At 63.9% G+C, this 20120-nt stretch carries 20 protein-coding genes; 4 read left to right on the top strand and 16 right to left on the bottom strand.

The features are described 5' to 3' along the window. Entirely contained in the window at positions 1 to 888 is an 888-nt protein-coding gene (gene rfbA, locus PCO31110_RS17490) for a glucose-1-phosphate thymidylyltransferase RfbA (RefSeq protein ID WP_010807021.1), read from the top strand. Between the two features lie 26 nt (positions 889 to 914). Next, a complete protein-coding gene (rfbC, locus tag PCO31110_RS17495; protein ID WP_010807020.1) occupies positions 915 to 1463 on the top strand; it encodes a dTDP-4-dehydrorhamnose 3,5-epimerase in 549 nt (182 codons plus the stop codon). A 57-nt stretch (positions 1464 to 1520) separates the two neighbouring features. Here rfbC and PCO31110_RS17500 read toward each other — a convergent pair whose 3' ends face one another. The 15 genes from PCO31110_RS17500 to PCO31110_RS17570 form a co-directional block, all read right to left on the bottom strand. Then, positions 1521 to 2783 carry a cation diffusion facilitator family transporter gene (locus tag PCO31110_RS17500; RefSeq protein ID WP_150690991.1) on the bottom strand — a complete coding sequence of 421 codons (1263 nt, stop codon included), beginning with the start codon at positions 2781 to 2783 and terminating at the stop codon, positions 1521 to 1523. 28 nt (positions 2784 to 2811) lie between these two features. Further along, complete coding sequence (gene rng / locus PCO31110_RS17505; RefSeq protein ID WP_010807018.1) at positions 2812 to 4281, bottom strand: ribonuclease G; 1470 nt, start codon at positions 4279 to 4281, stop codon at positions 2812 to 2814. Between the two features lie 42 nt (positions 4282 to 4323). Further along, the gene (locus tag PCO31110_RS17510; RefSeq protein WP_010807017.1) at positions 4324 to 4923 is read right to left on the bottom strand and encodes a Maf family protein; all 600 of its coding nucleotides are present in this window, start codon (positions 4921 to 4923) and stop codon (positions 4324 to 4326) included. A 192-nt stretch (positions 4924 to 5115) separates the two neighbouring features. Further along, a complete protein-coding gene (ugpQ, locus tag PCO31110_RS17515; RefSeq protein WP_010807016.1) occupies positions 5116 to 5895 on the bottom strand; it encodes a glycerophosphodiester phosphodiesterase in 780 nt (259 codons plus the stop codon). Beyond that, on the bottom strand, positions 5892 to 6989 hold the full coding sequence (locus PCO31110_RS17520; RefSeq protein WP_010807015.1) for a sn-glycerol-3-phosphate import ATP-binding protein UgpC: 1098 nt from the start codon (positions 6987 to 6989) through the stop codon (positions 5892 to 5894). The genes ugpQ and PCO31110_RS17520 overlap by 4 nt, the downstream gene beginning before the upstream one ends. Positions 6990 to 6991: 2 nt before the next feature. Next, entirely contained in the window at positions 6992 to 7837 is an 846-nt protein-coding gene (gene ugpE, locus PCO31110_RS17525) for a sn-glycerol-3-phosphate ABC transporter permease UgpE (RefSeq protein WP_010807014.1), read from the bottom strand. After that, a complete protein-coding gene (gene ugpA / locus PCO31110_RS17530; protein WP_150690992.1) occupies positions 7834 to 8730 on the bottom strand; it encodes a sn-glycerol-3-phosphate ABC transporter permease UgpA in 897 nt (298 codons plus the stop codon). Before ugpA ends, ugpE begins: the two co-directional genes overlap by 4 nt. A gap of 137 nt (positions 8731 to 8867) precedes the next feature. After that, complete coding sequence (gene ugpB / locus PCO31110_RS17535; RefSeq protein WP_150690993.1) at positions 8868 to 10199, bottom strand: sn-glycerol-3-phosphate ABC transporter substrate-binding protein UgpB; 1332 nt, start codon at positions 10197 to 10199, stop codon at positions 8868 to 8870. 270 nt (positions 10200 to 10469) lie between these two features. After that, a complete protein-coding gene (gene rlmH, locus PCO31110_RS17540) occupies positions 10470 to 10940 on the bottom strand; it encodes a 23S rRNA (pseudouridine(1915)-N(3))-methyltransferase RlmH (RefSeq protein ID WP_010807011.1) in 471 nt (156 codons plus the stop codon). Between the two features lie 24 nt (positions 10941 to 10964). Next, on the bottom strand, positions 10965 to 11405 hold the full coding sequence (gene rsfS / locus PCO31110_RS17545) for a ribosome silencing factor (protein WP_010807010.1): 441 nt from the start codon (positions 11403 to 11405) through the stop codon (positions 10965 to 10967). Between the two features lie 55 nt (positions 11406 to 11460). Beyond that, positions 11461 to 12192 (bottom strand): nicotinate-nucleotide adenylyltransferase, encoded by a 732-nt coding sequence (locus PCO31110_RS17550; RefSeq protein ID WP_150690994.1) that lies wholly within the window; start codon positions 12190 to 12192, stop codon positions 11461 to 11463. Between the two features lie 13 nt (positions 12193 to 12205). Then, positions 12206 to 13141 carry an oxygen-dependent coproporphyrinogen oxidase gene (gene hemF, locus PCO31110_RS17555; protein ID WP_010807008.1) on the bottom strand — a complete coding sequence of 312 codons (936 nt, stop codon included), beginning with the start codon at positions 13139 to 13141 and terminating at the stop codon, positions 12206 to 12208. Positions 13142 to 13266: 125 nt separating this feature from the next. Continuing rightward, positions 13267 to 14157, bottom strand: coding sequence for a mechanosensitive ion channel family protein (locus tag PCO31110_RS17560; RefSeq protein ID WP_010807007.1), 891 nt, complete (start codon positions 14155 to 14157; stop codon positions 13267 to 13269). A 278-nt stretch (positions 14158 to 14435) separates the two neighbouring features. Continuing rightward, a complete protein-coding gene (gene purD / locus PCO31110_RS17565) occupies positions 14436 to 15713 on the bottom strand; it encodes a phosphoribosylamine--glycine ligase (RefSeq protein ID WP_150690995.1) in 1278 nt (425 codons plus the stop codon). Position 15714: 1 nt separating this feature from the next. Further along, positions 15715 to 16440 carry a YebC/PmpR family DNA-binding transcriptional regulator gene (locus PCO31110_RS17570; protein ID WP_010807005.1) on the bottom strand — a complete coding sequence of 242 codons (726 nt, stop codon included), beginning with the start codon at positions 16438 to 16440 and terminating at the stop codon, positions 15715 to 15717. 459 nt (positions 16441 to 16899) lie between these two features. Between PCO31110_RS17570 and PCO31110_RS17575 the strand changes: the two genes are divergently transcribed. After that, a complete protein-coding gene (locus PCO31110_RS17575) occupies positions 16900 to 18357 on the top strand; it encodes a helicase HerA-like domain-containing protein (RefSeq protein ID WP_246189886.1) in 1458 nt (485 codons plus the stop codon). 118 nt (positions 18358 to 18475) lie between these two features. Continuing rightward, the gene (locus tag PCO31110_RS17580; RefSeq protein ID WP_010807003.1) at positions 18476 to 19396 is read left to right on the top strand and encodes a DMT family transporter; all 921 of its coding nucleotides are present in this window, start codon (positions 18476 to 18478) and stop codon (positions 19394 to 19396) included. A 62-nt stretch (positions 19397 to 19458) separates the two neighbouring features. Here the strand turns inward: PCO31110_RS17580 and upp are convergent, their stop codons facing one another. After that, positions 19459 to 20109: a uracil phosphoribosyltransferase gene (gene upp / locus PCO31110_RS17585; protein WP_010807002.1), complete on the bottom strand. Its 651-nt coding sequence runs from the start codon at positions 20107 to 20109 to the stop codon at positions 19459 to 19461. Positions 20110 to 20120: the final 11 nt, after the last annotated feature.

The raw sequence follows: 20120 nt of genomic DNA on the forward strand, positions 1-20120 counted from the left end.
ATGAGTACCAAGCGTAAGGGCATCATTCTCGCCGGCGGCTCCGGCACGCGACTGTATCCGGCGACACTCGCCGTCTCCAAGCAGTTGCTGCCGGTGTACGACAAGCCGATGATCTATTACCCGCTGACCACGCTGATGCTGGCAGGTATCCGGGACATTCTGATCATCTCGACACCGCAGGACACGCCGCGTTTCGAGCAATTGCTTGGCGATGGCAGTCAATGGGGCCTGAGCCTGCAATACGCCGTGCAGCCGTCACCCGACGGTCTGGCGCAAGCGTTCCTGATTGGAGCGGATTTCCTCGGCAACGATCGCTGCGCGCTCGTGCTGGGCGACAACCTGTTCTACGGTCACGACTTCGCGGCATTGTTGGGGGCCGCGAGCGCGCAGACCGATGGGGCGACAGTCTTTGCCTATCCGGTCAACGATCCTGAGCGCTACGGTGTGGTGACGTTCGACGACTCGGGCCGTGCCATCGAGCTGATCGAGAAGCCCACGGCACCGAAGTCCCGATATGCCGTGACCGGCCTCTACTTCTGCGACAACGACGTGGTCGAGATTGCGCGTTCGATCAAACCGTCGGCACGTGGCGAACTGGAAATTACCGACGTCAACAATGAGTATCTGAAGCGCGGCAAGCTTAACGTGCAGATCATGGGGCGCGGTTACGCATGGCTCGATACCGGAACGCATGAGTCGATGCTCGAAGCGAGTACCTTCATCCAGACGATCGAGAGCCGTCAGGGTCTGAAGGTGGCGTGTCCCGAGGAAATCGCATACCGGTGCGGCTGGATCGATGCCGCCGCTATCGAGGCGCTGGCGCAACCTCTTGCCAAAACAGGGTACGGTCAGTATCTGTTGGCGATGCTGCGCGAACGCGTATTCTGATCGACCCGACTACCGGCACCTCCGTCATGCAATTGATTTCTACCGCTATCCCGGCCATCAAGGTCATCGAACCCAAAGTGTTCGGCGATTCGCGAGGCTACTTCTTCGAGAGCTTCAATCAGCGCAACTTCAACGATGCGCTGGGCGAGACGCTCACGTTCGTACAGGACAACCAGTCGCGTTCTGCTCGCGGCGTGCTGCGAGGTCTGCACTATCAGATCAAGCAACCGCAAGGCAAGCTTGTACGCGTGCTGCACGGCGAAATCTACGATGTCGCGGTCGATATTCGTGAAGGCTCGCCGACATTCGGCAAGTGGGTTACGGAAGTGCTGAGCGCGGAGAACAAGAAGCAGTTGTGGATTCCGGCCGGCTTCGCGCATGGGTTCGTCGTGACCTCGGAGACGGCTGAAGTGCTGTACAAGACTACAGACTATTGGGCACCGCAGTTCGAGCGCTGCATCCGCTGGGACGACCCCACGCTGGCTATTCCCTGGCCGCTGGACGGCATTACCCCCGTCGTCTCGGACAAGGATCGGCAAGGCATGTCGTTCTCGGACTACAAGCACGAAGACTAATCTCGCGCACGGCGCGCGGCGCCGTGCGGATCGTCACCGGCCGCCGTGGCTTTGTCGTCACTCGATGGCGGAACCGGCGGCCGTTGCATTTGCGCGCGCGGCCTCCCCCGACACTGCCGACGTCTCCCCCGTCGCTCGCAGCACCCGGACATATCGCAACGCAAAGCGTGCTGCGAGCGCATCGGCGACGGCTTGCGGTGCGGGCTCCATGCCGCCATCTCCTTCCACGGCCTGAGTGTCTGCGCATGCAGGTTCACGCAGACTTTCGACGATGACGTCGGCCTCCAACCCATTGTTCAGGTAGTGCAGATTGACCTCGTGCAGCGCTAGCCCATTGGCACGGCACAGCGCGTTTGCGGCGCCGACGACCGCTGCGCGCGCAGGCCACTGCTGCAGCGCAGTGCCCTTGGTGTCGCTCTCCGGATCGACGTGCACCAGTACGTCGAGAATTTGCGGCTCGCGCATAACGGCGGTGCGGGCCTGCTCGGCGATGTAGTGCCCCTCGGAGACCGATAGACGTGCGTCGACGAGGATGTGCACGTCGACGACGATCTCGTCGCCCATGCGCCGTGTGCGCAGCATGTCGATGGCGTGCACGCCGGGAGTGGCCAGCAGGTGCTCGCGAATGGTGACGGTCGTGGCGTCGTCAACGCCGCGATCGATGAGGTCCTGCAACGCATTCCAGCCGAACTTCCACCCGGTGCGGCCGATCATCAGGCCCACGAGCGCGGCGGCCAGCGGATCGAGTATGCGATACCCTGCCAGGTTACCCAGAATGCCGCACGCCACGACGAGCGACGACAGTGCGTCGGAGCGCGCATGCCAGGCGTTGGCCACGAGCATGGCGGAGCGTGCGCGTTGGGCCGCACGCAGCATGTAGCGGAAGAGCCCTTCCTTGCTGACCAGAACGATCACGGCGACCACGAGCGCCACGATGTGGACTTCCGGAATCTCTTCCGGATGCAGCAGCCGCTCGATGCCGCGCCACAACATTCCCGCGCCAACCACGAGGAGAATGACGCCCAGAAACAGCGATGCCGCGTTTTCATAGCGGCTGTGACCGTAGGGGTGATCGGCATCCGGCGCGCGGGCACTGCTGCGGGCGGCAGCCAGCACGACGAAATCGGAAACGATGTCCGAGAGCGAGTGAATGCCGTCGGCAATCAATGCCTGCGAGCGGGCAAAAATGCCGATGACGATCTGCGCCGCCGTGAGCACGATGTTGACCCAGATACTGACCCAGGTCGAATGGCGTGCGACGGCATGTTTGTCCAGCGCCTCACTCGACGCCGCCAGATTGTCGTAGTTCGTGTAGGGCATGAAGTGGGGCCCGCGTGTTAGGACGGCGTCACATCAGAATGATGTCGTACTGCTCTTGATGGAACGACGATTCGACCTGAAGTGAAATCGGCTTCCCGATGAAGTCGATCAGCATCGCGAGATGTTGCGACTCTTCTTCGAGGAACAGATCGACGACTTCCAGCGAGGCGATCAGGCGGAACTCGCGCGGATTGAATTGGCGCGATTCGCGCAGAATCTCGCGCAGGATGTCGTAGCACAGCGTACGTGGCGTCTTGACCTGTCCCTTGCCCTGACAGACGGCGCACGGCTCGCACAGCACGTGGGCGAGCGATTCGCGCGTGCGTTTGCGAGTCATCTCCACCAGCCCGAGCTGCGAAAAGCCGTTCACGGTGATGCGTGTCCGGTCGCGCGCGAGCGCCTTCTTCAGTTCGGCCAGCACCGAGTCACGGTGCTCGGCGCTTTCCATGTCGATGAAGTCGATGATGATGATCCCGCCCAGATTGCGCAGCCGCAACTGGCGAGCGATCATCAGCGCCGCCTCGAGGTTCGTTTTGAAGATCGTGTCGTCGAAATTGCGCGCACCGACATAGCCGCCGGTGTTCACGTCGATGGTCGTCATTGCTTCGGTCTGATCGATCATCAGATACCCGCCGGACTTCAGATCGACGCGACGCGACAACGCTCGCTCGATTTCCGTCTCCACGTTGTACAGATCGAACAGCGGACGCTCGCCGGTGTAATGCGTGAGCTTGCCGAGCACCGCCGGCGTATACGTTGCGGCAAATTCGGCAAGCTTCTGGAACGTCTCGCGCGAATCGACGAGAATCTTGCCGGTCTCTTCGTGCACAAAGTCGCGCAGCACACGTTGCGCGAGATTCAAATCCTGATACAGCAGCGCGGGGGCGGGCAGGCGCGTGCTTTGCTCGCCGATGGTCTGCCGCGACTTTCGCAAATAGGCGATGTCGTTCGCCAACTCCGCATCGTCCGCATCCTCCGCAATGGTGCGCACGATGAAGCCGCCTTTCTCGTCGGCCGGCACGAGCGCCTGAATTCTGCTGCGCAACGCCTCGCGTTCCGCTTCGCTCTCGATACGCTGCGAGATGCCGATATGCGGCTCTTGCGGCAGATAGACGAGTGTGCGCCCGGCAATGCTGATCTGCGTCGACAGACGTGCGCCCTTGGTGCCGATCGGGTCCTTGATGACTTGGACCATGAGCGTCTGCCCCTCGAAAACGGTCTTCTCGATGGGCGGCTGCGGGTGCGGCGTGGAGGTGTCGTTGTTCGTGCGCGGATGCCAGATATCGGCCACGTGCAGGAATGCCGCGCGCTCCAGTCCGATGTCGATGAAGGCCGATTGCATGCCCGGGAGCACGCGCACGACCTTGCCCAGATAGATGTTGCCGACCAGGCCGCGCGAGAGCGTGCGCTCGATGTGCAATTCCTGCACGGCACCGAGCTGCATGAGCGCCACACGGGTTTCCTGTGGCGTGATGTTGACCAGAATGTCTTCGTTCATATAGTGTCGACCAGACTCGAAATGCTTGGGCATCGGTACGCGTCAGAAGTCGACGCCCGCCTGACGCAATAGCGCGGCAGTCTCGCATAGCGGCAGCCCCATGATGCCTGAGTAGCTGCCATCGATGCGCATGACAAATTCAGCGGCCCTGCCCTGGATGCCGTAAGCGCCCGCTTTACCCCTCGGTTCTCCCGAATCGACGTAGCGCTCGATTTCCTCCCTGCGCAGCGGCCGGAACCAGACATGCGAGATGTTGACCGCCTGATGCATCTGCCCATCCGCGCACACGGCCACGGCCGTCAGCACGCGATGGCGGGTGCCCGACAGGCGGGCGAGCACGGCGCACGCGTCGGCGTCGTCGAAGGGCTTGCCGAGGATGGTGCCGTCCAGACAGACGGTCGTGTCGGCAGCCAGAATGGGGGCGCCGGGCAGACCGGCGCGTGCCAGACGCGTGAGGGCCGCCTCGGCCTTGGCGCGGGTCACGCGCTGCACGTAATCGTCAGGCGGTTCTCCAGGCAGCACGGCTTCGAGCGCTTCGGCGTCTTCGTCGGCCCCTGGCAACAGCAGTTCGAAACGAACACCGAGCTGTTGCAGCAATTCCTGACGGCGGGGGCTTTGCGAAGCGAGATAGATGTACGGCATGGCGGCTTGGCTTGAATTCGTCCAGCCCGGCGCACGGCGTTGCAGGGATTTGCAGCGCGTGTACCGGGCCGCTGGGTGGGCTGGGCGAGGGAACGCCCTATTATGCCGCCTTGCGTCCATGCCCGCCAGCACAGGCGGGGGGCGGGGCGAATCGGGCGGGCGCCGGGTGCGAGGTGCGCCGCAGTGCCGCGCTCAAGCGTCGGCGAGGAAGTCGGCGCCGATCAGGTCGATACGGTCGGTGCAGATGGCGTCCACACCCCACGCGGCCAACTCGCGCGCACGGGCCGGCTCGTTGACCGTGTAGACGAGCATCTGCAAGCCTGCTGCCTTGATCTCGGAAACCTGCGGGCCGTCGAGATGCTTATGGCTCGCGTGCAGCGAGACGGTGCCGAGCTTGCGGGCATCGTCGCGCCAATGTGCCGGTATGGCGTCGTACAGCATCCCGCGCGGCAATTCGGGCGCGGCAGCGGCGGCCGCCTCGAGGGCTTCGTACGAGAACGACGAAAGTAGCGGGGGCTGGGGATGCCCGGCCCACAGCGTCCGGACGGCCTCGGCAACGCGCTTGCCCGTCTCGACCTCGCGGCCCGGACACGGCTTGATCTCGACGTTAGCGGCCAGCCCCAGCGCCAGACAGCGCTCGGCAACCTGAGCGAGGGTCGGCATCACCTGACCGATGAAGCGCTCGTCGAACCAACTGCCGGCGTCGAGCCTGGCGATCTCGTCGTAAGTCATCTGCGCGGCCGCACCATGACCGTTGCTCGTACGATCGACGGTGTCGTCGTGCAGCAAAAAGACGACGTTATCCGCCGAGAGCTTGGCGTCGAACTCGACCATGCGCAGGCCGAGCGAGGCACCCATCTCGAAGGCGGCCAACGTGTTCTCCGGCGCCAGCTTGCCGCCACCGCGATGCGAGACGATGCGCGGATAAGGCCAGTGGCGCCATAGATGGGCAGATGTGGAGGTATCGCTCATGCTTCGACTCGCTTGCCGGACGCCCGATCGAACAGGTGCAGCGTCTTCGCCGAGATGGCCAGCGGTACCACCGTGCCCGCTGCCGGGCGTATCTCGTGAGGCAGACGCACCGTGACGGGCTGATCGCCCCAACGGCCATGCGCCAGATTGTCGGCACCCAGCAGCTCGAGCTGATCGACGAGGAGGCTGGTCTGTGCCGCGAAGGCGCCCAGGCCGTTATGTTGTTCGGCGGGCACCAGATGCTCGGGGCGCACGCCAAGCACCAGTTCGCGGTTGGCATACGCCATGCTGGTGGGCGGCAGACGCAGCGACGGGCCACCGCCGTCCACCTGGAACGTGCGGCCTTCCGAGTCGACACGTCCCTTGAGCAGGTTCATCGCGGGCGAGCCCATGAAGCTAGCGACGAACAGCGACGCGGGGCGCTCGTACACATCGGTCGGCGTGCCGATCTGTTCGGCGTAGCCCTTGTTCATGACGACCACGCGATCGGCCAGCGTCATGGCTTCGACCTGATCGTGCGTGACGTACAGGCTCGTCGTCTTCAGGCGTGCATGCAGGCGCTGAATTTCCAGGCGCATCTGTACGCGCAGCTTGGCGTCGAGGTTGGAGAGCGGTTCGTCGAACAGGAATACCGCCGGCTCGCGCACGATGGCACGGCCCATGGCCACGCGCTGACGCTGGCCGCCGGAGAGTTCGCGGGGCTTGCGTGCGAGCAGGGGTTCGAGTTCCAGAATGCGCGCGGCGGTGAGCACGCGCTCGTTGATGGTCTTCTTGTCGATACCGCGAATCTTCAGGCCATACGACATGTTCTGACGCACATCCATGTGCGGATAGAGCGCGTAGTTCTGGAAGACCATCGCAATGTTGCGATCCTTGGGTTCCAGTTGATTGACGACCTGCGAGCCGATCAGGATGCTGCCTTCGCTCACCGACTCAAGGCCGGCCACCATGCGAAGCAGCGTCGACTTGCCGCAGCCCGACGGGCCGACGATGACCACGAATTCGCCATCCTGGATGTCGATGTCGACACCATGCAGGATGTAGTTGGTCTGGTCGTAGGTTTTCTTGACGCTATGGAGTTTGAGATTTGCCATGATTACTTTTCCGAATCAACCAGACCGCGCACGAACCAGCGCTGCATGAGCAGGACCACCGCGAGCGGCGGCAGCATGGCGAGCAGCGTGGCACTCATGACGAGTTGCCACTGGGTGGCGGTGTCACCACTGCCGATCATGCTCTTGATGCCCACCACGGCCGTCGTCATCGACGGGGCGTTGGTCACCAGAATCGGCCAAAGGTACTGATTCCAGCCATAGATGAAGGTGATGACGAACAGCGCGGCGATGTTGGTCTTCGACAGCGGCAGCACCACGTCGAAGAAGAATCGCATCGGACCGGCGCCGTCGATGCGCGCGGCTTCGACGAGTTCGTCGGGCAGCGTCATGAAGAACTGCCGGAACAGGAACGTGGCCGTGGCCGAGGCGATGAGCGGCACGGTCAGACCCATATAGCTGTTGATGAGCCCGAGGTTCGAGATCACCTGCACCGTCGGGAAAATCCGCACTTCGACCGGCAGCATCAGCGTGACGAAGATCAGCCAGAAGAACAGATTACGCAACGGGAACCGGAAATACACGATGGCGAAGGCCGACAGAATCGACACCGAGATCTTGCCGATCGTGATGACCAGCGCCATGAACAGGCTGTTGCCGAGCATCAGCCCGAATGGCATGGCCGTATCGCCCGTGCCCTGACCCCACACCGTGGAGAGGTTCTGGAGCAGGTGCGTGCTCGGGACGAGCGACAGAGGGACGGAGAAGATTTCCTGCTCGTTCATGGTGGCGGCGACGAACGCCACGTAGAGCGGGAAAACCACCAGCAACACGCCGACGATCAGCATGACGTGGCAGAAGATATCCAGGCCGCGACGGTTCTCGATCATGCGTATTGCACCTTGCGTTCGATGAATCGGAACTGCACGACCGTGAGCACGATGACGATCGCCATCAGTACCACCGACTGGGCAGCCGAGCTGCCGAGGTCGAGCCCCTTGAAGCCTTCCGAGTAGATCTTGTAGATCAGTGTCATGGTCGACTGGCCCGGACCGCCGCCGGTCGCCGCATCGATCACCGGGAACGTGTCGAAGAACGAGTACACGAGGTTGACCACGAGCAGGAAGAACGTCGTCGGCGAAATCAGCGGCAATACCAGCCCGAAGAAGCGCCGGACCGGACCTGCGCCGTCAATGGCGGCGGCTTCCACGAGTGAGCGCGGAATCGCTTGCAACCCGGCGTAGAAGAACAGGAAGTTGTAGCTGATCTGCTTCCAGATGGAGGCGAGCACGACGAGGAACATGGCCTGACCGCCGTTGAGCGCGTGATTCCACTGGATGCCGAGCTTTGCCAGCCCGTAGGTGACGAGACCGATACTCGGGTTGAACAGGAATGCCCACAGCACGGCCGCAATGGCAGGCGCGACTGCGTAGGGCCAAATGAGTAACGTCTGATAGGTGCGCTTGCCGCGCGTGACGCGGTCGGCCATCGCGGCGAGCAGCAGCGAGATGACCAGCCCGCAGACCGTTACCAGACCACTGAAGATCATCGTGGTGCGGAACGACGCGAGGTAAAGCGGATCGCGCCACAGCGCACTGAAATTATCGAGTCCGACGAACTCGCTGGACAGCCCGAAGGCGTCTTGTGCCGAAGTCGATTGCCACAGGGCTTCGCCTGCGGGCCATAGGAAGAACACGGCGGTGATGAGGAGCTGCGGCGCGACGAGCGCGTAGGGCAGCCAACTGGTTCCGAAGCGGGGGCGTTCTCTGGAGTTTTGCGCCATAAACGTAGTGACCAAAAAAAAACCAACCCGGCCCGCGTTGACGGCGGGCCGGGTGGTGTCATTGTAACGTCACGATTCGCACTGCGAACACAGGCGATTGGCCCGCGTTGCGCGCGTCACCGTACGTTGGGGGCCGCTTAGCTGCCCTGCTTCTGGAAGCGGCGCAGCAGATCGTCGCCACGGGATGCCGCCTTGTCCAGCGCCGCTTTAGGCGTTTGCTTGCCGCTCCACACGCCTTCGAGTTCCTCGTCGATCACCGTGCGGATCTGCGGCATGTTGCCCAGACGCAGGCCACGCGTGAACGGCAGAGGCGGCTTGTTGAGCATCTGCTTGATGGCCATGTCGGCGCCCGGATTCTTCGCGTAGAAGCCTTGCTTCTCGGTCAGTTCGTAGGCGGCCTTCGTGACCGGCAGGTAGCCGGTGTCCTGATGCCACTTGGCAGCCACGGCCGGCGAAGCGAGGTACTTCAGGAACTTGGCCACGCCCTTGTACTCGGCCGGCGACTTGCCTGCGAGCACCCACAGGCTGGCGCCACCGATGATGGCGTTCTGCGGCGCACCCTTCACGTCGGCGTCGTACGGCATCATGCCCACGCCATAGCTGAACTTGGCGTACTTGGCGATGTTGGCGAGGGCACCCGAGGTGGTCATCGCGATACCGCAGTCGCCGCTGTAGAACTTCGAGGTCACTTCATCCTTGCGGCCTACGTACGTGAACGTGCCGTCCTTGGCCATGTCGGCCAGGAACTGGATGTGCTTGATCTGCTGCGGGCCGTTGAAGCTCAGCTTGGCGTCAAGACCGTCGAAGCCGTTGTTCTTCGTGGCGAACGGCAGGGCATGCCATGCGCTGTAGTTCTCGAGCTGCGTCCAGCTCTGCCAGCCCATGGTGAAGCCGCACGACAGACCGGCCGCCTTGAGCTTCTGGGCGTCCGACTTCACGTCGGCCCAGGTCTTCGGCGGGGTGTTCGGATCGAGGCCGGCCTTCTTGAAGGCATCCTTGTTGTAGTACAGCACCGGCGTCGAGCTGTTGAACGGCATCGACACGAGGTGATTGGTTTTGCTGTCGGCGTAGTAGCTCGCCACAGTCGGCACGAAGGCCGACTCCTCGAACGGCTCGCCAGCGTCCTTCATGACTTGCCACACCGGCTTCACGGCCTTCTGGGCCTGCATCATCGTGGCCGTACCGACTTCGTACACCTGAAGAATGGCCGGCGCGTTGCCCGCGCGGAAGGCGGCAATACCCGCCGCCAGACCCTGCTCGTAGTTGCCCTTGTAGATCGGGACAATCTTGTAGTCGCTCTGCGACGCGTTGAAATCGTTGGCGATCTGGTTGACGCGCTCGCCGAGGGCCGATTCCATCGAGTGCCAGAACTGAATCTCGGTAGCGGCCAGGGCCGAGGTGCTCATGCCGAGCGCCATGACAGCGCCAACGCCGGCCAGGGCGATACTGCGCAGGGAAGGTTGCTTCATGCCAATCTCCGATGGTTCACGAGAAGTCTAGTTGTTCGCGGTGCGAACCGTGTAGCGCCGGGTAGACTATCACGCTGCCATGTTTTTTCCACTCGCGGCGCACAATGCGTGTTGCATGGGAACGTCTGGGGGGATTGACAGCCCTCGGAGATGGACTGTCCGACAAGGCGATACGGGCCATTGCCCGCCGGATACAACGCGGCATTGCACCGCACAAGATGCCTTGACTTATGGATGACTTATTTTCCCGTCACGCGCGCCCGGACGTGCTCAGACGCGGTGATAGGGATGATTGGCGTTGATACTCCACGCGCGGTAGAGCTGCTCGGCAAGCAGCACGCGCACCATGCCGTGGGGCATCGTCAGGCTGGACAATCGAATGAGGGTATCGGCGCGAGCTTTGAGGGCAGGGTCGAGCCCGTCGGCGCCGCCGATCACGAAGGCCACGTCGCGCCCGTCCTGTTGCCAGGCGGTGAGCGATTGGGCCAGGCGCATCGTGGTGAGGTCCTGCCCGCGCTCGTCGAGGCATACCAGGCGACAGCCACGCGGCAGGGCCGCATCGATACGCTGCGCCTCGGCGGCCATCACCGTCTCGGCCGTGCGGGAGTTGGAGCGTTGCTCCGGCTTGATTTCCTTGAGTTCGATGCGCAGCTCGGGCGGCATGCGCTTGGCGTACTCGGCGAAGGCGGTCTCGATCCAACCGGGCATCTTGTGCCCGACGGCAAGAATGAACAGACGCATGACGGCTGAATCGCGTGCTGGGCCTTACTTGGCCTTGCGGCGAGCGGGTGCCGGGGACTCGAGCGTGTCGTCCTCGTCCTCTTCGTCGTCTTGCGCGCTGGCCTTGGCCCCGGCCTTGGTCCCGGCGGCCTTCAGGCGTACCGGCTTCTCGCCCCAGATCTCTTCGAGGTTGTAATACTGGCGCAGGGCCGGTTGCATGATGTGCACGATGGCATCGCCCGTGTCGACGAGCACCCATTCGCCCACATCTTCGCCTTCCATGCTGACGATATCGCCGCCGGCTTCCTTGACCTTGTCGCGTACGCTCGCGGCAAGTGCCTTGGTCTGACGGTTGGAGGTGCCGCTCGCGATGACCACACGGTCGAACAGGGCGGTCAGGTGCGAGGTGTTGAACACCTTGATGTCTTGGGCCTTGACGTCTTCGAGGGCGTCGACGATCAGGCGCTGCAGTTTACGAATATCCATAGTGCGTCTTTTGGGTGAAACAGGGAGTGCGAAGTAGCGGCCCGCGAAGGGGCCGTCAAGCGCGATACAGGTGTTGCGCGCGGATGTACTGCCACACGGGTTCGGGCAGGTTCGCCGGGGGCGTGGCCGTGTCTGGCGCGTGCGCCAGTGTGGCGCGCAACTCGGTGGCGGATATATCGACAGCGAGTGAGTCGTCGATCAGGATACCGCCGCATGGCGTGGATTGTACCCCGAGCGCGGATCTTTCCCGTTCGACGAAGACTTGACGCAGTTCCGGCGAGGCCGTATCGCGGTTGAAACCGGGCCGCGCCGCTGCGCACACGTGGGCGTATTCGAACAACTCGCGCCAGGCGTGCCATGTGTCCAGGCGCACCAGTTGATCGGAGCCGATGAGCAGCGACAGCGACGCCTGCGCACCGGCATCGTGGCGAATCTCGCGCAGCGTATCGACGGTGTAGCTCGGCCCCGCGCGCTCGATCTCGCGCGTGCTGACGATCAGTTGCGTGGACGGTTGCGTGCGCGCCAGTTCGGCGGCGAGCGACTCGGCGGCCAGACGCGTCATCGCCAGCCGGTGCCCGGCCGGGGTACTGCCTTGCTTTTGCGGTTGCTGGCCCGCTGGCATCAGGATCAGTTCGTCCAGGGCGAGCGTGCGGGCGAAAAGCGCGCCCAGCGCGAGATGGCCGGTGTGAATCGGATCGAATGTGCCGCCCAGCACGCCAATGCGCCGGATCGAGCCAGAGGGCGACATATGGGGCGTTCGCGGTGCAGCCGGGGAAGAGTGAGTCATGCGTGGCTGGCCTTCACACCCACTCGCGGCGCACGAGGAAGTCGGTATAGAGCTTCGCTTCCGGCGTGTCCGGCGCGGGCTTCCAGTCGTAGTGCCATTTCACGATCGGCGGCATCGACATCAGGATGGATTCGGTGCGTCCGCCCGATTGCAGGCCGAAGTGCGTGCCGCGATCCCAGACCAGATTGAATTCGACGTAACGGCCGCGGCGGTGTGCCTGAAAATCTCGCTCGCGCTCGCCGTACGGCATGCCGCGGCGGCGCTCGATGATCGGCACATAAGCATCGAGGAAGGCGTCGCCCACGCTTTGCATGACCGCGAAGCCGGTATCGAAGCCGCCCCCGGAGAAGTCGTCGAAGAAGATGCCGCCGATGCCACGAGGCTCCTGGCGGTGCTTCAGATAGAAGTACTCGTCGCACCACGCCTTGAAGCGCGGATACCACGATGTGTCGAACGGATCCAGCGCGTCCTTGCAGGTCTGATGGAAGTGCTGGCAGTCCTCTTCGAACGGATAGTACGGCGTGAGATCCATGCCGCCGCCGAACCAGAACGCCGGCAACTCACCGGGCTTGGTGGCGATCAGGATGCGCACGTTGAAGTGAACGGTCGGGCAGTACGGGTTGCGGGGATGCAGCACCAGCGAGACGCCGAGGGCTTCGAAGCCGCGTCCGGCCAGTTCGGGGCGTGACGCGCTGGCCGAGCCCGGCAGCTTGTCGCCGACCACGTGGGAGAAGTTCACACCGCCGCGCTCGAAGAAGTTGCCGTCGTCGAGCACGCGCGTACGGCCGTTACCGCGCAGAGGGCTGTCGGCCGGGCGCTGCCAGTCGTCGGCAAGGAAACGTTTGCCGTCGAGGCGCTCAAGCGTCTCGACAATGCGGTCCTGAAGCCCGAGCAGATAAGTGCGAACCGCGCCGGTATCCGGCGCCGGTGCGGCGTCTTGCGCTGTCATTCTGTGACATCCCCATGCGTGGTAATAACCGCGATTGTACCGGCAGCCACGCGTTCGGGGGCAGGCCGGGGCGGCAAACGGTGTTGCCGGATGCCGCCCGAATGACCTGTATCAAGCCCCGGCGATCAGGGCGTCGGCGCGTTGGGCAGGGGGCTGGCCGGTGCCGCCCCGCCTGCGGCGGACGGGACAGGCATCGCTGCCTTGCCGGCGTCGCCGGGCGGCGGCATGAAGATCTGGCGCGGTGCCGGTACCGGCCAGTGGGCCGTGCCACCCACCTCGGCAATGGCCCGGTTGGTATCGAAATACACCTGCCAGTAATCGCGGTTGTGGCAATACGGACGCACCGCGAGCACCGGCCCGGCCGGTGTGAATTCCAGAATCGCGACGTCGACGGCCGGCGTGCTCATCACATTCGGAATCTGTGCGATGCGCGCCCTCAGGCGTGCAATCGCGTCCTGCACGTCCACCGTGTGGGCAAGCTGCGCGCTCAGATCGACGCGCCGGAACGCGTTGGCGTCGTACACCGTGATGTTGTCGCCGAAGACCTTCGTATTGCCGACGTATACGCGCAGATTGTCGGCCGTCGTGAGCGTGGTGACGAACAGGCCGATCTCGTCGACCACGCCGGTAACACCGCCCGCGCTGATCATGTCGCCGGTCTTGAACGGGCGCAGCACGATGAGGAAAATGCCCGAGGCGAAATTCGACAGCAGTCCGGACCATGCGGCGCCGATGGCGATGCCGGCGGCGGCGAGCAGTGCGGCGAACGATGTCGTCTCGATACCGCAGACGCTGAGGATGGAAATGATGATCGCGATGCGCAAGGCGATGCGCAGCGTCGATTCGGTGTAGCGCACGAGGGTGGGGTCGATGGCCCGGCGGGTCATGGCGCCGCGCACAAGCCGGGCAACCACATTGATGATGATGCCGCCGACAATCCATATGACGATGGCCATCGCGATTTTCAGGCCGAACGGCACCAGATAATCGTTGACCAGTTTGTCGAGATCAAACATGTAAGTCTCCGTCGAGCGAGGGTCTGTCGGGAAAACTGAATGAATTCCGCCAGGGCTGGCCGGATGCTCGTGCCGCATGTGTGGCGCGGCTACGCGGTGCCAGCGTGCCAACTTGCTTCGCGCTTGTCAATCGCGGCGGTGTAGCTCTAGGAGGCGGTGGCAAACCGCACGGCCATTGCTGCGGTGTCCAAACGACAACGGCCCGGGGAACTTGACGTCCCCCGGGCCGTGGCAGATCGGGTTGGCGCTTCAGGGCAAGCCTTCAGGCGCCGCCGGCCTTACTCCGGTTTGCGCGCCAGTGCGCGGTTGCCGATGTCGTGGCGATACTGCATGCCGTCGAAACTGATCTGATTGACGGTCTGATACGCCACGCTTTGCGCACCGCGCACGGTGTCGGACAGGCCGACCACGCACAATACGCGCCCGCCGGTGACCGTGAGCACGCCGTTCTCGAGCTGGGTGCCTGCGTGGAAAGTCACGCAATCGCCGGTCTCGGCCGGCACCTGGGAGATCCGGTCGCCCTTGCGCGGGGTGTCCGGATAGCCATGGGCGGCGAGTACCACGCCCAGGGCGTAACGGCGGTCCCAGTCGAGTTCGACCTTGTCGAGCGTGCCGGCAATCGCGTGCTCGACTACCACCGAAAAGTCGCCCTTCAGACGCGCCATGATCGGCTGCGTCTCGGGGTCGCCCATGCGGCAGTTGAACTCGAGCGTCTTGACGTTGCCTTGCGCGTCGATCATCAGACCGGCGTACAGGAAGCCCGTGAAGCGAATGCCGTCGGTTTCCATGCCACGCACGGTCGGCAGAATGATCTCGCGCATCACGCGGGCGTGAATCTGCGGTGTGACGATCGGCGCGGGCGAATAGGCGCCCATGCCGCCCGTATTCGGGCCCTGATCGTTATCGAGCAGACGCTTGTGATCTTGCGACGTGGCGAGCGGCAATACGTTCTTGCCGTCGACCATCACGATGAAGCTCGCTTCCTCGCCTTGCAGGAACTCCTCGATCACGACGCGGGCACCGGCATCGCCGAGCTTGTTGTCCGCGAGCATCATGTCCACGGCCTTGTGCGCCTCTTCGAGCGACATCGCCACGACCACACCCTTGCCTGCGGCGAGACCGTCTGCCTTGATGACGATCGGTGCGCCCTTGGCGTCGATATAGGCGTGGGCGAGTGCGGTGTCGGAGAACGTTTCGTAATCGGCGGTGGGAATGCCGTGGCGCTTCATGAACGCTTTGGCGAAGTCCTTCGACGATTCGAGCTGCGCGGCTTCCTTCGTTGGGCCGAAGATCTTCAGACCACGTGCGCGGAAGATATTGACGATACCGGCGGCAAGCGGCGTTTCCGGGCCGACCACCGTGAGCGCGATGCTTTCGCGCACGGCGAACTCGGCGAGCACGTTCGGATCGCTGATCGGCACATTGCGCAGGCGCTCGTCGAGCGCCGTGCCACCGTTACCCGGTGCGACATAGACCACCTGAATGCGCGGCGATTGGGCAAGCTTCCACGCCAGCGCGTGTTCGCGGCCGCCCGATCCGACAACCAGAATTTTCATCTTATTCCTCGATGACGGCGTTGGTGAACACTTCCTGCACGTCGTCGAGGTTTTCGAGCGCGTCGAGCAGCTTTTGCATTTTCACGGCGTCTTCGCCGGTGAAGACCACTTCCGTTTGCGGCTTCATCGTGACTTCCGCGACTTCGGCCTTCAGACCTGCCGCTTCGAGCTTTTCCTTCACGGCCTGGAGGTCGTTCGGCGGGCACACGACTTCGAAGCTGCCGTCGTCATTGGTGATGACGTCGTCGGCACCGGCGTCGAGCGCCACTTCCATCAGCTTGTCTTCCGGGGTGTCCGGCGAGAACAGGAACTGGCCGCAATGCGTGAAGAGGAAGGCCACCGAACCGTCGGTGCCCATGTTGCCGCCGAACTTCGAGAAGGCGTGACGCACTTCCGCGACGGTGCGCACGCGGTTGTCCGTCATGGTGTCGACGATCACGGCTGCGCCGTTGATGCCATAGCCTTCGTAGCGGATTTCTTCGTAGTTGGCGCCGTCCAGACCGCCAACGCCGCGATCGATCGCGCGCTTGACGTTGTCTTTGGGCATGTTGGCGTCGGCCGCCTTTTCCACGGCCAGACGCAGGCGCGGGTTGCTGTCGGCGTCACCGCCGCCCAGACGTGCGGCCACCGTGATTTCCTTGATCAGGCGTGTCCAGACTTTACCGCGCTTGGCATCTGCCGCAGCTTTCTTGTGTTTGATGTTGGCCCATTTGGAATGACCCGCCATGAATTTCTCCGTCGTGCCGCGCTGTGCGGCGAAGTATGCTCTGCCGGCCCGCGCAGTGCGGCGCGGCCAACCGTTGAAACGGGAGCGCCCGCCACCACCGGGGTCGCGGGCGCCAATTGCCCAATCGCCCCGTGGGTTCCCATGGATCGTGTCGATTCCATCGGTCCCGTCAATCATTTCGGGCCGGGGCAGTCCGAGCGGCAACCTGCCGCTATAATCGGAGGCAATTTTATCATGCCGCCGCACCGTGCCACGGGTGTTTGCTGCGCCGTGTCACGAGCCCCGCCGCGTCCACCGCCGAGGTCTCTCATGCCCCAGAAGCCCGTGCTGCCGCAAGCGTCGCCATCCGCGACCCTTTCCGCCCCCTCTACCGCATCCCCCGCGGGTTCTGCTCACGAACCCGGCGAACGGCTCGTCATCGCGCGCAACGACCAGCATGTTCTCGGCCTGCTGCCGGCGATGGGTAACCGCCACGGCCTGATCACCGGTGCCACGGGCACCGGCAAGACCGTCACGCTGCAAGTCATGGCGCAAGCCTTCTCCGACATTGGCGTGCCGGTGTTTCTGGCCGACGTGAAAGGCGACCTGACCGGCATCACGCAGCCGGGTGTCGAAACGCCCAAGCTCAAGGAGCGTATCGCCAATCTCGGCTTCGATACCCCCGACTGGCACGGCAGCCCGGCCACGCTCTGGGATGTTTTCGGCGAGCAGGGTCACCCGGTGCGTGCGACCGTCTCCGATCTCGGGCCGCTTCTGCTCTCGCGCCTGCTGGGTCTGAACGAGACGCAGACCGGCGTGCTTAACCTGGTCTTCAAGATTGCCGACGACAGCGGTCTTCTCCTGCTCGACAGCAAGGACCTGCGCGCCATGCTCCAGCACGTGGGCGATAACGCATCGACCTTCACCACGCAGTACGGCAACATTTCGGCCGCCTCGGTGGGGGCCATTCAGCGCGGGTTGCTCACCCTCGAGCAACAAGGGGCGGACAAGTTCTTCGGCGAGCCGATGCTCAATATCGAAGACTTCATGCAAACGGACGCGCAAGGGCGCGGCATCGTCAACATTCTCGCGGCAGACAAGCTGCTCGCCGCACCGCGTATCTACGCCACTTTCCTGCTGTGGCTGCTTGCCGAGCTGTTCGAGCGGCTGCCGGAAGTGGGCGACCCCGACAAGCCCAAACTCGTCTTCTTCTTCGATGAAGCGCATTTGCTGTTCAACGAGGCGCCCAAGCCGTTGCTTGAACGGATCGAGCAGATGGTGCGGTTGATTCGTTCGAAGGGCGTGGGTGTGTATTTCGTGACGCAGAACCCCGTCGACGTGCCGGATACCGTGCTCGGCCAGTTGGGTAATCGTGTGCAGCATGCCTTGCGGGCGTATTCGCCGCGAGATCAGAAGGCGGTGAAGGTGGCGGCACAAACCATGCGCGCCAATCCGGCGCTCGACATCGAAACGGTGATCGGCGAACTGGGGGTGGGCGAAGCGCTGGTGTCGCTGCTTGACGACAAGGGACGGCCAGCGGTGACCGAACGAGCGTACATCACCCCACCGGCCTCGCGGATCGGCCCGATTACGCCGCAGGAGCGCACGGCGCTCATGGCCACGTCGCTCGTGGCGGGGGTGTACGAAAACGCCGTGGACCGCGAGTCGGCATACGAGAAACTCGTCGGGCGCACGCAGACGCGCCAGCCCGACGACCCGCAGGTCCCCGGTGGCACGCCTGCGTCCGGCGGCGGTTTGCTCGATACCGTGAAGGATTCGCTGGGCGGCCTGCTGGGCGGTTCAGGTGGCTCGCGCAGCAAGGACACGGCCGTCGAAGCCATGGTCAAGAGCACGGTGCGCACCATCGGCAGTCAGTTGGGCCGCGAGATCGTGCGCGGCGTGCTGGGCAGCATTCTTGGCGGCAACAAGCGCCGGTGAGCGCGCCCGTCTGCTCCTGCGAAAGAGAACGGGGCCGGCGATCCGCCTTTGACGGTGCGTTTTGCACCGCGCAGCAAGCTGCCGGAACCTTCGCCCCTCACGGATTCTCCGCTAACCCATGTCGCTGAAATCGTCGCTGGACCCGGTGCGCACCGGTGTGGCTCACGACCCGGTGTGGTTGCGCGCCGCACCGCTGATCTTTCTGTTCCTGTGGTCAGTCGGCTTTACCGTGGCGAAGATCGGCTTGACGTACGCCGATCCGCTCACGTTCCTCGCGTTGCGCTATGGCCTGGTGCTCGCCGTGCTCGCGCCGCTGGCGGTCGTCATGCGCCCGCCCTTGCCGAAGACGCCCGCCGCATGGGGGCATCTCGTCGTCATCGGTCTGCTCATTCAGGCGCTGTACTTCAGCATGACGTATCTGGCCCTGCGCCTCGGCGTGTCGGCGGGCAGCGTAGCGTTGATCACCTCGCTGCAACCGATACTCGTGGCACTGGCGGTGCCGCATCTCGTCGGCGAGCGCGTGAGCGGTCTGAACTGGATCGGACTCGGGCTGGGGCTGGCCGGGGCGGCGCTCGTCATCGTGGCGCGATCGGCGGTGGAGGCAACCTCAGCGCTGGGACTGGTGCTGACGTTTGTGGCGCTCGGTGCGATCACCTGCGGCACGTTGTACGAAAAGCGTTTCGGCGTGGGCCAGCACCCTGTCACGTCGAATCTGGTGCAGTACGCCGTGGGCTTTGCCGTCACGCTGCCGCTCGCAGCGTGGCTCGAGCCGATGCACATCGAATGGCATTGGCAACTCGGCTTGTCGCTCGTCTATCTCGTGATCGGGAATTCGATCGTGGCGATCTCGTTGCTGCTGGCGATGATCCGGCGTGGCGAGGCGTCGCGCGTGTCGGCGCTGTTCTTCCTCGTGCCTCCCTCGGCGGCGCTGGCGGCGTGGGTCATGGTCGGAGAGCACATGCCGCCGCTGGCATGGGGCGGGATGGTGCTGGCGGCGATCGGGGTGGCGATGGCCACGCGGCGCAAGGGCCGGTCTTGATCGAGACCCCGCACCCCGGCGATACCGGGGGCGGGGTGCGTTACCCCATTGCCTGCCGGGCGTCAGTTCTTTGTGCCGAACAGACGATCGCCGGCGTCGCCCAGACCCGGAATGATGTAAGCGTGATCGTCCAGGCGCTCGTCGAGCGAAGCCACATACAGCTTCACGCCCGGATGGGCGTCGTGCAGCACCTTGACCCCTTCCGGCGCGGCCACGAGTGCGAGGAACGCAATGTTCTCTTCGGCCACGCCGCGCTTGCGCAGTACATCCACGGCGTGCACGGCCGAATACCCGGTGGCCACCATCGGGTCGCACAGAATGAAGCGTCGATCGGTCACATCCGGCAGGCGCACCAGATATTCGACCGGGCGATGCTGCTCGTCGCGATACACGCCGATGTGGCCAACGCGCGCCGACGGCACCAGATCGAGCAACCCGTCACTCATGCCCACACCGGCGCGCAGCACCGGCACGATGGCGAGCTTCTTGCCCGCGATGACGGGGGCGTCCATGGCGACCATCGGCGTCTCGATGCGCTCGGTCGTAAGCGGCAGGTCGCGCGTGATCTCGTAGCCCATGAGCAAGGTGATTTCGCGCAGCAGGCCGCGGAACGTCCGGGTCGACGTTTCCTTGTCGCGCATGTGCGAGAGCTTGTGCTGGATCAGCGGGTGATCGCAGATATAGAGATTCGGGAAGCGGGAGTCTTGTTTCATGGCAGCAATCT

The organism is Pandoraea communis, assembly GCF_902459745.1.
Taxonomy (GTDB): domain Bacteria; phylum Pseudomonadota; class Gammaproteobacteria; order Burkholderiales; family Burkholderiaceae; genus Pandoraea; species Pandoraea communis.